Annotated in this window: 9 protein-coding genes; 7 read left to right on the forward strand and 2 right to left on the reverse strand. The window is 30.1% G+C overall.

Annotated features, from left to right (window positions below):
- Window positions 1-17: 17 nt before the first annotated feature.
- Genes DG508_RS05655 through DG508_RS05670 form a run of 4 tightly spaced genes read left to right on the forward strand, consistent with a single transcriptional unit; the run spans window position 18 to window position 5546 of the window.
- Complete coding sequence (locus DG508_RS05655) at window positions 18-287, forward strand: DUF4834 family protein (protein ID WP_108867365.1); 270 nt, start codon at window positions 18-20, stop codon at window positions 285-287.
- Between the two features lie 32 nt (window positions 288-319).
- Window positions 320-2782: a YfhO family protein gene (locus DG508_RS05660; RefSeq protein ID WP_108867202.1), complete on the forward strand. Its 2463-nt coding sequence runs from the start codon at window positions 320-322 to the stop codon at window positions 2780-2782.
- Window positions 2783-2790: 8 nt separating this feature from the next.
- Window positions 2791-4068, forward strand: a complete 1278-nt coding sequence (locus DG508_RS05665; protein WP_234418181.1) for a glycosyltransferase family 4 protein — start codon at window positions 2791-2793, stop codon at window positions 4066-4068.
- A 20-nt stretch (window positions 4069-4088) separates the two neighbouring features.
- The gene (locus tag DG508_RS05670; protein ID WP_108867204.1) at window positions 4089-5546 is read left to right on the forward strand and encodes a lipopolysaccharide biosynthesis protein; all 1458 of its coding nucleotides are present in this window, start codon (window positions 4089-4091) and stop codon (window positions 5544-5546) included.
- A gap of 63 nt (window positions 5547-5609) precedes the next feature.
- Here DG508_RS05670 and DG508_RS05675 read toward each other — a convergent pair whose 3' ends face one another.
- Window positions 5610-6923 (reverse strand): hypothetical protein, encoded by a 1314-nt coding sequence (locus DG508_RS05675; RefSeq protein ID WP_199912761.1) that lies wholly within the window; start codon window positions 6921-6923, stop codon window positions 5610-5612.
- A 238-nt stretch (window positions 6924-7161) separates the two neighbouring features.
- On the opposite strand from DG508_RS05675, the gene DG508_RS05680 reads away from it, so the two are divergent.
- Window positions 7162-8145, forward strand: a complete 984-nt coding sequence (locus DG508_RS05680) for a hypothetical protein (RefSeq protein WP_159090699.1) — start codon at window positions 7162-7164, stop codon at window positions 8143-8145.
- 170 nt (window positions 8146-8315) lie between these two features.
- Here the strand turns inward: DG508_RS05680 and DG508_RS05685 are convergent, their stop codons facing one another.
- On the reverse strand, window positions 8316-8936 hold the full coding sequence (locus tag DG508_RS05685) for a helix-turn-helix domain-containing protein (RefSeq protein WP_108867206.1): 621 nt from the start codon (window positions 8934-8936) through the stop codon (window positions 8316-8318).
- A gap of 389 nt (window positions 8937-9325) precedes the next feature.
- Between DG508_RS05685 and DG508_RS05690 the strand changes: the two genes are divergently transcribed.
- On the forward strand, window positions 9326-10078 hold the full coding sequence (locus tag DG508_RS05690; RefSeq protein WP_159090701.1) for a tetratricopeptide repeat protein: 753 nt from the start codon (window positions 9326-9328) through the stop codon (window positions 10076-10078).
- A gap of 15 nt (window positions 10079-10093) precedes the next feature.
- On the forward strand, window positions 10094-13249 hold the full coding sequence (locus DG508_RS05695; protein ID WP_108867208.1) for a CHAT domain-containing protein: 3156 nt from the start codon (window positions 10094-10096) through the stop codon (window positions 13247-13249).
- Window positions 13250-13384: the final 135 nt, after the last annotated feature.

Consider the following 13384-nt stretch of genomic DNA (forward strand, 5'->3'; position numbering starts at 1 on the left):
TTTTGAAAAAAAATGATATGCAAGAAGCATCGTTGCAAGGGGTGTTAAAGACAATTCTCATTATAATTTTGGTATACTATGTGCTAAAGGTATTAACGCGTTTATTTGGCCCTCTATTGCTTAAATATGTAACAAAGAAAGCTGGAGAAAAGTTTCAACAACAATTTAATCAGCATCAAAATTCTCGTAAATCTACAGAAGGAGAGGTTACTATTGAAACAAAATCAAAACAAAATTCTTCTAATAAAGATGTAGGAGAATATATCGATTATGAGGAAATTGATTAATTTGGCTCTTTATTAGAAAACTCACACACATCATGTCTTTAATCAAAAGATTTATACCTCACTTTTTTGTCATTCTCGGATTTATTGTTGCTTCACTGGCTTACTTTAGCCCTGTGTTGAATGGAAAAATGCTTTATCAAAATGATATAAAGCATTATGAGAGTATGGTTAAACAGCAAAATGAATACAGAGCAGAAACAGGTGAAGAAACTTATTGGAATAACGCCGCATATGGTGGAATGCCTACTTATCAACTAGGAGCAAAGTTTCCGCATGATTATATGGATAAGCTAGATCGTTTGATTCGATTTTTGCCAAGACCTGCGGATTACCTTTTTCTTTATTTGGTCAGTTTTTATATTTTGATGTTGGTTATGCGTATTCCTTGGAAAATCGCTATTCTAGGAGCATTGGCTTTTGGGTTCTCTGCATACCTTATCATTATTATCGGTGTGGGCCATAATTCTAAAGCACATGCAATCGCTTATTTTCCTCTGGTGCTTTCTGGAATTTTATTGGTTTTTCAGAAAAGATATATTTGGGGATTTTTGCTCACAGCACTTGCTATGGGATTAGAAATACAGGCAAATCATTACCAGATGACCTATTATCTAGGGTTATTGACATTGGTTATGGGAGTTACTTTTTTTATTGATGCTATTAAGAAAAAAGAAATTCCTCACTTTTTTAAATCTGTAGGTGTTTTGGTAGTTGCTGTTTTATTGGGATTAGCAACAAATGCAACAACACTATTATCTACATCAGAATATGTAGATACGAGTATTAGAGGTAAAAACTTATTGGCAGAATCAACTGCAAGTACATCAGAAAAGAATGGACTTGATTATGAATATATAACAGAATATAGTTACGGGAAATTAGAATCATTAAATCTTTTTGTTCCAAAACTAATGGGATTAGGTAGAGCTTCTGATTTGGGATCGGATTCTGCTTTTTATCAAAAATTAATTGAACTGGGAGAGCCAAGGGATAAAGCAAATTATTATGCCAAGGTTACTGGTTTGTACTGGGGAGAGCAACCTTTTGTAGAAGCTCCTCCTTATCTAGGAATAACAGTCGTTTTTTTAGCACTTTTAGGACTATTGCTTATAAACGGAAGACTACGTTGGTGGCTTTTGGCAGGAATTCTTTTATCATTAACATTGAGTTGGGGTAAAAATCTTGAGTTTTTGACACGCTTTTTTATTGATTATGTGCCTTTTTATAATAAGTTTAGAGCGGTGTCAAGTATTCAGGTACTATTAGAACTTTTGGTACCGATTGCAGCAGTTTTTGGAGTGTATAACATTTTTAATGATAAAATACCATTTGCAGAAAGACAAAAGAAATTTTTGATCTCATTAGGTACTTTTGGAGGACTGTGTTTACTCTTTTGGTTGTTTGGAGGAAGTTTATTTAGCTTTAAATCATCATCAGAAATTCAATTAGGGATTGAACAACCTATGATTTTTGATGCTATCAAAGCAGATAGAATCACAATAATGAAAAGTGATAGCCTGCGATCATTATTATTTGTACTACTTGTTGGTGGAGTGATTTGGGTAATGTTAAAGAAAAAACTATCAGAAAATATGGCCCTTGTTGCTTTAGGGTTACTTATTATTGTTGATTTGGTAGGAGTGGATAGACGAAATGTGAATAATGAAGGGTTTATCTCTAAAAGAGAATATAAAAATTATTTTCAGGCAACGCCTATAGATAAAGAAATTCAAAAAGACACTTCTTATTTTAGAGTATTGGATCAAGCAAGAGGGTTTAATAACTCCCATATGAATTACTTTTTTAATTCAGTAGGAGGGTACTCTGCTGTACGACCAAGAAAAATGGATGATTTATATTTTAAGCATATTGCAAAAGGTAATATGCAGGTTATAAACATGCTTAATGTAAAGTATGTGGTTCAACGAAATGAAAAAAACCAATTAGGTGTTCAACAAAACCCATCAATAAATGGCCCAGCATGGTTTGTGTATCAATTAAAACCTGTAGCTAATCATAAAGAGGAGTTTGAGGCTTTAAAAACTATAAATACAAAAAAAGAAGCTGTTCTTAATGCGCGTTTTACAAGGTTATCAAAGATGAATACTTCTTATGTGTCTCAAACAAATTTTAAAGTTGATAGTCTGGCGAATATTTCTCTTATACAGCACAAACCAAATAAACTGATATATAAATCTAATAGTAAAGAAAAAGGATTTGCTGTTTTTTCTGAGGTGTATTATAAAAATGGTTGGAATGCATATATAGATGGAAATTCAAGTCCTATTATTCCCGTGAATTATACGCTTAGAGGATTACAGATTCCTAAGGGAAAACATACTATAGAATTCAAATTTGAGCCTCAGGTTGTAAAAAAAGGAAGTACCATTACGCTTGCTAGCTCAATACTTTTTGTACTGTTGCTTATCGGTGGACTATTTTATCAGTATAAGAAAACAGGAAATGTATTACCTCTTTCAAAGGATGATAAATAGCTTGTGTATTGAAAGTCCTGATCGTTACATATTATTGGCCACCTGCAGGAGGCCCTGGAGTACAAAGATGGCTTAAGTTTGTCAAGTATTTTAGAGAGTTTGATATTGAGCCAATAGTATATGTACCTGAGAATCCAACATACCCGATGGAGGATGATTCATTATCTTCTGAAATTCCTGAAGGAGTAACGGTATTGAAACAACCTATTTTTGAACCCTATCGTTTTGCTCAGGTATTTTCTAAAAAAGAAACCAAGACAATAAGCAAAGGTATTATTGCGGGTAAAGAAAGACAGTCTTTTATACAAAGGTTGCTATTGTTTATACGGGGTAATTTTTTTATACCTGATGCGCGTAAGTTTTGGGTGAATCCTTCTGTTAAATATTTAAAAGATTATTTATTAGATAACAAAATAGAGACTATAATCACTACGGGTCCTCCTCATAGTGTGCATTTGATAGGAAAAGAATTGAAAAATCAAGTAGGAGTGAGGTGGTTTGCAGATTTTAGAGATCCATGGACTACCATTGGTTATCATAATAAGCTGAAGCTTACGAAACGATCTAAACGAAAACATAAAGTACTTGAAAGAGAGGTGTTATCAGAAGCAGATCATATTATAGTAACAAGTTTTACAACTCAAAAAGAGTTTGATGCTATTGCTAATACTCCAGTTTCTGTAATTACAAATGGATATGATACAGAATCGGTGATTGAAAAACAATTGGATACTACATTTACGGTTTCTCATATTGGCTCTTTGTTATCTGGTAGAAACCCATCCTATCTTTGGAAGGCGATGTATGAGTTAACTCAGGAAAATGAATCATTTTCCAAATTTTTTCGGTTACAATTAGTTGGGGCGGTAAGTGATGATGTATTATCTTCGATAAAAGAAGCAGGACTATCTGAGTTTTTGGTGCTAGAAGGATATGTTCCTCATGCTGATGCTATAAAAATACAACGAAGTTCTCAACTATTATTATTGATAGAAATTGATAGTAAAGATACTCGTTGTATTATTCCTGGGAAATTGTTTGAATATATGATATCCAAAAGACCTATTTTGGCTATAGGACCAGCAGAAGCAGATATATCCAAATTAATTTCAGAGACTAATTCAGGGTATTTTTTTGAATATAAAGAGTATGATAAAATAAAAAAACAATTATGGGATTGTTTTACTCAATTTGAGAAAGGAACATTGATATCTAAAGTAGAAGGAATAAATAAGTATAGTAGAAGCGCATTAACGGAAACATTTGCAAAACTACTAAAACAATAATCTAATATTTTGAATTGGTAATGGGCGTAGTAGTAAACCAAACAATACGAAATATAATCATTACCTGCCTAGGGTTTGGTATAGGAGCAATTAATACATTGTTCTTGTTTACCAATTTTATGAATGAAGAACATTATGGCCTGATTTCATATCTGATGACTACTTCTAATTTAATATGGCCACTTATAGCGTTTGGAGTGCATAATACGCTGATCAAGTTTTTCTCGTCGTATTCTGATCAAAAACAACAAGATAAGTTTCTTACCATCATGTTGATTTTACCTTTTTTTATAGCAATAATTCTAGGTGTAATAGGAATCATATTTTATAATTCTATTCTGCAACTCTTTAGTGATAAAAATACAATCATACAGCCTTATGTATGGACTATTTTTGTTCTGGCATTTGCTATGTCCTATTTTGAAGTATATTTTGCTTGGTCTAAAGTAAAATTAAAAAGTGTTTTTGGTAATATAATAAAAGAACTATTCCTTAGAGTTTGTATAAGCATACTACTGATATTATTATATTATGAAATCATAGATATAAAGCAATTTATTTATATACTAATGGCAGTGTATTTATTGCGAACTCTGGTTATGAAGATATATGCTTTAGGACTTCATCGATTTAAAGTTCGTTTATCGCTACCCGATAACTATAAATCTGTATTCAAATATTCTGGATTGATATTGATTGCTGGTTCTGTAGCAAGTTTATTGATAGAGTTAGATAAAACGATGATAGAACGTTATCTTTTGATAGAGAATGTCGCCAAATATGGAATCTGTGCTTACATCGCAAGTGTAATTATTATTCCCTCTCGGGCTATGCATCAAATCACATACCCTTTAACTGCTAAATTAATTAATGCACAAGAAAAGAATCAATTACAAGATTTGTATAAAAAGAGCTCCCTAAACTTATTGGTGACAGGAGGGTTACTTTTTATTTTGATTGTTTGCAATGTTACTCAGCTTTTTGAAATTATACCTAAAGAGTATGAACTATTTATTTGGGTAGTTGTTTTGATAGGTAGTGCTAAATTGTTTGACAACCTTTTGGGAAATAATAATTCAATTTTATACTGTTCTGATTATTATAGGTTAATATTATATATTGGAGTAGGGATGGTTGTTCTTACAGTGGTATTAAATATGTTTTGGATTCCTGTATACGGAGTTACAGGGGCTGCTATTGCTACTTGTATTGCAGTATTTTGCTATAATAGTACCAAGTTATGGATTGTTTATGCTAAATTTAAAATGCATCCTTTTTCTACAAAAACATTTTTAGCTTTATCCTTGATCATTATTTTTACTTTTGGTTGTTACTTTTGGGAATTACCTTTTCATCCAATTCTTAATATTATTGGTAAGAGTATTATAATCAGTTTAGGCTATGTTATTGTTGTGTATGTATTAAAAGTATCTAAAGATATCAACGGTTTAATAAAGAAAATCCCCAGAGGTGAATAAAAATTCAACTCAAAGGGATTTTCCAACTAACCAACCAAAAAGATAAATATCTTCAATTATTTTTTAGCTTCTACTTCTGCTGGTACGAGAACGTGTATTTGCTGATCTCGATCCTCTGTTTGAAGGAGTACTTCTTTGTCTATTTACAGATGTTGCTCTAGAAGCGCTTTTTGCTCTACCTCTATTATAATGACTGTTGTTAGAACGTTTTGTTACATTTTTTGAGTAACTTCTATTTGTACTTCTAGGTCTTTGAACATTGTTTGTTTTGGCAACAGACCTATGTGTTCTTTCATTTCTTTTATAATTAGGTCTATTCGTATTTTTATAAGACCTATTTGCTACTGTATTTCTACTTCTTCCATTAGATTGTACTCTCTGTTTTGATGGAGTACTCTTATTGTTTGATCGTACTCTTTGCTTAGAATATGCATTTCTATTTGTTGTACGTGCAAGCTTATTTGGTGCTACTGTACGGCTTCTACTAGTACTTCTAGTTGTTGCAATATTTGATCTATTTCTTGTATTGCTTTTTGAACCATAATTAGATCTGCTTCGAGTTGTATTTCTATTGTTATAGTTAGATGTTCTACTACGGCTTATTTTGCTATAGTTACGATCATTTCTTTTGTACATTGCTGTTCTACTACTTCTTGTTCTGTAGTTTGTAGCTCTTGCATTAGAACCTCTATATCCTCTGTTATAGCTAGATACTCTACTATATGGTCTATAATAACTACGACTTCTATACGGTCTGTGGTAATACCCATCATAATAGTTATTTCTATAAATAGTATATGAACATCTATATGGAGTATAATATCTTCTGTATGGTCTATCATATACAATACATCTACTTACTACTGGTACTGTGAAATAGTCATGAAAAGGTCTATATACATAATATCTATTATAACGATTGATATACCCAGTACAGTTCAAGAAGTTCCCATATCTGTTATAATTTACATATAATCCACCAACTCTTGAGATACGACCATAATTATTATAGTTAATATAAATATCTCCAGCTTGAATGATTCTACCATTATAGTCATAAAAAATAGGCACATCTTCTATTTGTACTACAGCTCCGTAGTCATCATATTGTACGTAAGCATCATAATCATATCCAGAGTTAAAACTTATGTTTACTCCAGGAGTATTGATGCCAACACTTACTCCATTTCTTGCCCCATTGAGATAGAAATCAAATTGGCCATCTGCATATACTGAAAAATCAATACCTCCTTCAGAAAATATAAATGATTTACCATAATTATAATATGGAGCAGATGCTTCAACACTTGTTTTTGATGCACTAGCAGTAAAAGAAGCTAATAATAAACCTGTGAAAAGTAAAACAAAATTTCTCATAATTTGTGATTTTAAAAAAGAGAACAGAAATTAATTTTTCGATCTCACTTTTATAGTATCAAGCAGCGTGCCAAAAAAATAAAATCAATACTCATATTATTATTGTGTTTTATTTGTAGTTGTGTAAGCGTTTGAAATAGAGGGTTTAATGTTTGTTTTTGAAATAATTTTGTGAAAATAGGGTAACACTATTCTTTTTGTATTGATATAAGGGTGTAAAACTTTAAAACATAAAATTATGAATACTTTAAAATGTATGTTAGGAATACTATTGATAACTGTTTTTATAATAACAGGCTGTTCTAGAGATGATGAGAACTCTACACCCATACTACCACAAGAGATACTTGCATATGATGACCTTGCTGGGTTTTATAGTACTCATGGCGTACAAAAACAAAATTTTACTATTGATGCTACAGTAGGAGGTAGTATTACAGGAGAGAACGGAACAATAATAACTATTCCTGCAAATTCTCTTGTAGATGTAGATGGAAATTTGGTTAGTGGTATGGTTGATATCGGGATAAAAGAAATTTTTACTCCAAGTGAGATGATTTTATCAAATAGACCAACAAATGCGATTAATTTTTCTGGAGAAAACACTTTTCTTCTTTCTGAAGGAGAAACTGAGGTTGTTTTTACACAAAATGAAGATTCACTGCAGATGGCTATGGGCACATTTTACCAAATACAGGTTCCTTCTGCTGGTGGTTTTGATGCTGGAATGCTACCTTTTAGAGGAACAATTACTGATGATGGGAGTATAGAATGGAATGCAACTAGAGATATAGGAGCTGGTAATGGTTCTAGTGGTATGGTATATAATGCGGCACCTTCCTCGTATTTGTATGATGTGTTTAATACAGGGTGGTCAAATTGTGATAAATTCTATGCATATCCAGGAGCAAAAACCACGAATTATATAAACTTATCTACTAGTCCTAATGCAGTAGAGACAGCGATTTATTTAGTTTTTGAAGAAAATAATCTTCCTGCTGTTGTCAAAATTTTTAATTCAGGAGAACCAATCATTCAAAGTTATACAAATTCCTTACCCGTTGGATTAGAAGTTACTTATGTAGCGATTACCATAGTAGATAATCAACAATATCTAGCTGTAAAAAGTGTTGTGATATCCGAAGAAGAAGAACTTTCTTTTGATTTTGAACCTAAAACTACACAAGAAATATTAGATGCTCTTACATTATTAGATGATTAAAAACCTACTTATTGAATTTATGTTATTATGAAAAATGACCTAGTGTCTTGATTCAACTCAAGACACTAGGTCATTTTTGTGAAAATATGTAACAATGTATTTATTCAAAATTTGTTAGTACTCATAGTAGTATACATATTATAAAAACAAAATTCCTTTTTTTTAAAGGTTTAGGAGTTATTTTGTAGACTTTTGAATTGATTAGGTGTTTGTTTTGTGAATTTCTTGAATGCTGTATAAAAGTTTGATTTTGATTTAAATCCACATTCTAATCCAATAGATTCTATAGTATAATTATTATATCCACTGTCTAATAGTTTTTTTTTGGACTCTTCGACTCTTAATTCATTAATGAAATCATTAAATTTTTTTTGAGAATAAGTATTGATAAGTTGAGATATATATCCATTACTTATTTTAAAATCTAGAGATAAACTACTAAGTGAAATGTCTTGTAATAGATATTTTTTTTCTGTTATAATGTATTCTTTAATTTTGGTATACGTATCATAGCCTGTTCTTTTAGAGGTTTTAGAAGAATTAATTCTTTTTGCTGGCCTTTTATATATTGACTTGGTTAATGATGATGGGGTAGTGTTGGCAAAAAATAGAGACGATGTTAATAATGACGTTGTAGCATATCCCTGTTTTATATTCATGACATTTTCTATAATTACCAGAATTATTCCAATAGAGAAAAATAAACTAGAACTTATATTGATTTTAGAGTAATTATTGACTTTTTGTGCTTCATTACTCAATACTAGAAAAGGGGATTTGATTTTTTTCATACCTATTTTGACAATTAGTTATTTATAAATTACACCAATGTTTAGTATTTGTATATAGAGATATAATAATACTAATTATGGTTGTTTGTAATAATGATGCACTACTAGGTAAGACATAACAAAATTTTTATAAACCCATCATTTTTTAATACTATAAATAGAAATAAGTAAAGAAAAGACCTTCGTTTTATAGAGAAAATACTTATACCAGTTACACTTTGAATTTATTGTAAAAAAAAATCAAAGTGTAACTGGTATTAGCTCTCGATATGATAAAAAAGTATTGATTTTAATAGAAAAGTATAGAGCTTAAGTCTGTGTTTATTTAATTAATGTTTTTTTGTTATAAAAACAAAAAACACACTCTTAAAAGTAGTAAGCTTACTATTATGTGTAAAAATCAAGAGATATTAATTCAAGATAATGACATTATATCAATAATGAAGTATTTTGATTTAGCTCTTTCTAATGAGGAGTTATTTGTGTTTGAAGAAAGAATGCACCAAGATATAGAGTTTTGTAAAAAGGTTAGGCTATATGAAAAGAGTAATGCCGTTGTAGTTCAAAAAACTCAGACTCAAAAAGAGTACAACCGTTTAGAAGAATGGAATTTTTTGGTGATAAATTACCAACGACAAAAAAGCAAAGAAATACGATGGAAATGGATTGGAGGTATTGCAGCTATGTTTGTATTGCTTATCTTTAGTTGGAAGGTTTCTAAGATGTCAACCTTAGAAAAATTGGCCTTAGATAAAGCATGGAGTAAGAAAATAGGGTTGGATTATACAATGATAAGAGGAAATAGGAATGATCATCTAGACATGATTATTTATACAGCTTATAAAGAGTATGAAAACAAACAATATGAATTAGCAATTGATGCTATAGATAGTTTTGATAGCTCTATGCGATATTATGAAGATGCTTTATTAATAAAAGGATTAGCATATTATAGATTGGGGCAACCAAACAAAGCTTTACGAATTATGGAGTTACTCTCAGGATATACTACTCAAAAAAAAGCAAAAGTAGCATTGTGGTACCGAGGTCTTATATATCTGGATCAAGGAAAGATAAAAAAAGCAAAAGAATTTTTAGAATTATCCAATACATTTGATTCAGAAATAAGATTAAAAAAATAGGGGATAAAAGCGATCATGATGATAAAAAGGGTATTAGTACTGATTATAGGGATATATTTTATACTTCCTTCTGTGTTTGCACAAACACCAAACGATACCTTAATTGCGTATCAGTATTATAAAACAGGAGACTCTCTTCGAGAAGATGATAAAAGAGTATTATCTAATCAAAGTTATAAAAAAGCCTTAACGATATATAAAAAAGCAAAAGCTTGGAGACGTGTACTAGCTTGTTATAATATGATAGCAGAAAATCAATTGTATCTCTATAAATTTGAAGAGTCCCTAAAAAATTCTCATAAAGCTACTAATATTAGTGATATTTATTTTACTAATGATATTCCAGAAAAAGCAGTTACCTATGATAATTTTGGATTGTATTATGAAGAAAACTCAAATTTTTCTCAGGCTTTAATCTATTATCAAAAAGCACTTGATATTCGGCAAAAAATACTTGGTGATAAAGATCTTTCTGTGGCAAAGAGTTATAGTAATGTTGCTGTAGTTTATTATAAAATAGGTGAGTATGAGAAAAGCGTTTCCCTTCAAGAAAAAGCATTAGAGATAAAGATTAATGAACTAGGAGAAAAACATCATAAGTTAGGAGTGCAATACAATAACCTAGGGATAATTTATGCAGATATGGGGATGTATAGTAAAGCTATTGAGTATTACAAAAAAGATATAGAAATAAGTATTAATGCATATGGAGAAGATCATTTTTTTATAGCCTTCAGTTATGCAAATATCGCTAATATCTATTTAGATCTATTACAAGAAAATAAAGCAATTGATTACTATGAAAAGGCATTACGGATTTTTATTAAGCATAAGAAACCAAAATATGAGTCATATGTATATATAAATTTAGGAAATTTATATACTAGTATCAATAAAAATAAAAAAGCACTGGTGTATTTAAAAAAAGCACTTCCTATGCTTACAAAACTATATAGTAAAGAGCATGAAAGTGTGTTAAAGACAATAAGAAATATTGGAGCTGCTTATAGTAGTTTAGGAGAGTATGACACTTCATTTTACTACCATCAGAAAGCACTGAGTATTACCCTTGATTTTTATGGAGAAGATCACCCTGATGTTGCACACTCTTATTTTGATTTTGGAAGAGATTATGTGAAAAAAAAAGAATATAAAACTGCGTTAGAATATTATAACAAAGGGTTGACAATTTTAAAAAAGTATGGAACTGCATATAATAATTTTATCATTGAAACATATAATAATATTGGTAAAATTCACTTCTTTGAGAAAGACTATATAAACAGTATACGTAATTATGAAGAGGCCATTTTTGCGAATACTATATCAGATACCAAGAATACATCTACTATTAGTACAAGTATTGATTATGATAAATATATCAATTTGATTACTCTATTAAATACTCTAATAGGTAAAGCAGAAGCATATCAGCAATTATATGTGCAAAACGGAAATCTTACTGATCTTAAAAAAAGCGAAAATAAATACGAAGACTCCGATGCTTTGATAGGTTTTTTAAGAAAAAAAATAAGCAACTATAAAGATAAAGTCTTTTTTTCTATAAAAGGAAAAGATGTGTATTCAGGAGCAATTCAAACTCAAATTTTACTTAATGAAACAAAAATACCCACAGGTCATTTTGTAGAGAAAGCTTTTTATTACGCTGAAAAAAGTAAAGCAAATACACTGAAAGAGGTCTTAAATGATTTTGATGCAAAAGCTTTTGCAAAATTACCACCAGAAATAATAGAATTAGAAAAGAGATTAAAATCAATTAGATCTTTTTATCAATCACAAATTCTGGCTATACAATCAAAAAACAAGATTGATACCGCAAAAATTGCGAAATATGAAAATATAATTTTTGATCAAGAAAGAAGGCAAGATTCATTAAAAGAAGTATTACAAAAAGAGTTCCCAAAATATTACCAACTCAAACATAAAAATGATATAGTTTCAATCTCTACAATTCAACAACAATTAGATACAGAAACAACAATCTTAGAGTTTTTTACTTCAGATAGTATTACCCATGTTTTTAGTATTTCTAAAGACACTATTGTTGTTGAAAAACTAGGAACTCCACAACTAAAAGAAAATATTATTCAATTTCGAAAAGCAATTGTTTCAGAAAATATCCCAAAGTATAAGAAATTAGCAGGTTTGTTATATCGTCAACTAATCGTTCCTATAAAAGAAAATTTAAAAAACGAAAGATTAATTGTTATTCCAGATGGACCGATTTGGTTTCTTAATTTTGATTTGTTACTTACTCATGAAAAAGAAGTTAATAGTATTAGAGAGTTACCGTATTTACTAAAAAAACACGCAATATCGTATGCAAATTCAGCAAATGTCTTATTTGATTCTTATAAGAACATAAATATTGATTCTAATGTACGAAAAGAGTGCTTAGCATTTTCATTTTCAGATAGTATTAGAGTAGGTGCTACCAATGGTAGAAAAGTAAGTTTAGCAGCTCTAAGAGATTCAGAAGATGATTTACCAGGTACCAGAAAAGAAATCAAAGCTATCTCAGAAATTGTAGATGGAGAGTATTATTATGGAGTAGATGCTATAGAAGCCAATTTTAAACAAAATGCAGATCAATTTAGTATACTTCATTTGGCTGTACATGGAGAGGTAGATCATGATAACCCACAAAATTCAAAATTATATTTTACAAAAAGTAAAGATACGCTAGAAGATAACGTATTATATAGTCATGAGCTTTTTGCATTAAATATTCCCGCTGATCTTACTGTCTTGAGTGCTTGTAATACTGGAGTAGGGCAAGTTGCCAATGGAGAAGGAATTATGAGTTTAGGTACCGCTTTTCAATATGCAGGAACCAAAAGTTTATTGTTAAGTAGTTGGGAGGTGTCAGATAGAACAACACCTATATTAATGAAATATTTTTATGCAAACCTGAATAAAGGGATGCATAAAGATAAAGCTTTACAACAAGCAAAGCTAAAGTTTATTAATACAGCAGATACATTTTATACCAATCCATTTTATTGGGGAAGCTTTTATTTGTTAGGCGATTCAGCTCCTCTTATAATAGACACCCCTACAGATGTAAAAAGCATATATTGGATACTACTTGTGTTTGTTTTAGTATGTTTTTTCTTGATATTTTTTTATTTTAAAAAGAAAAGTAATTAAACTACTCAGCACCCTCTTGATTTTATATATCAAATACTATAGCGTTATGCTCTTATTCAAGGATAAATTGACAAATGATAAGAGTGGTAAGAAACATTATGTATGCGTATTATAAAAAAATGTTTTAAAACATAA

The organism is Aquimarina aquimarini (assembly GCF_900299535.1).
GTDB classification, from domain to species: Bacteria; Bacteroidota; Bacteroidia; order Flavobacteriales; family Flavobacteriaceae; genus Aquimarina; species Aquimarina aquimarini.

Bases quoted from the DNA above. Each gene is read 5' to 3' on its own strand.
- DG508_RS05675 (WP_199912761.1), bottom strand. From the start codon at position 6,923: ATGAGAAATTTTGTTTTACTTTTCACAGGTTTATTATTAGCTTCTTTT.
- DG508_RS05670 (WP_108867204.1), top strand. From the start codon at position 4,089: ATGGGCGTAGTAGTAAACCAAACAATACGAAATATAATCATTACCTGC.
- DG508_RS05690 (WP_159090701.1), top strand. From the start codon at position 9,326: ATGTGTAAAAATCAAGAGATATTAATTCAAGATAATGACATTATATCA.
- DG508_RS05685 (WP_108867206.1), bottom strand. From the start codon at position 8,936: ATGAAAAAAATCAAATCCCCTTTTCTAGTATTGAGTAATGAAGCACAA.
- DG508_RS05680 (WP_159090699.1), top strand. From the start codon at position 7,162: ATGAATACTTTAAAATGTATGTTAGGAATACTATTGATAACTGTTTTT.
- DG508_RS05660 (WP_108867202.1), top strand. From the start codon at position 320: ATGTCTTTAATCAAAAGATTTATACCTCACTTTTTTGTCATTCTCGGA.
- DG508_RS05695 (WP_108867208.1), top strand. From the start codon at position 10,094: ATGATGATAAAAAGGGTATTAGTACTGATTATAGGGATATATTTTATA.
- DG508_RS05655 (WP_108867365.1), top strand. From the start codon at position 18: ATGCAAGAAGCATCGTTGCAAGGGGTGTTAAAGACAATTCTCATTATA.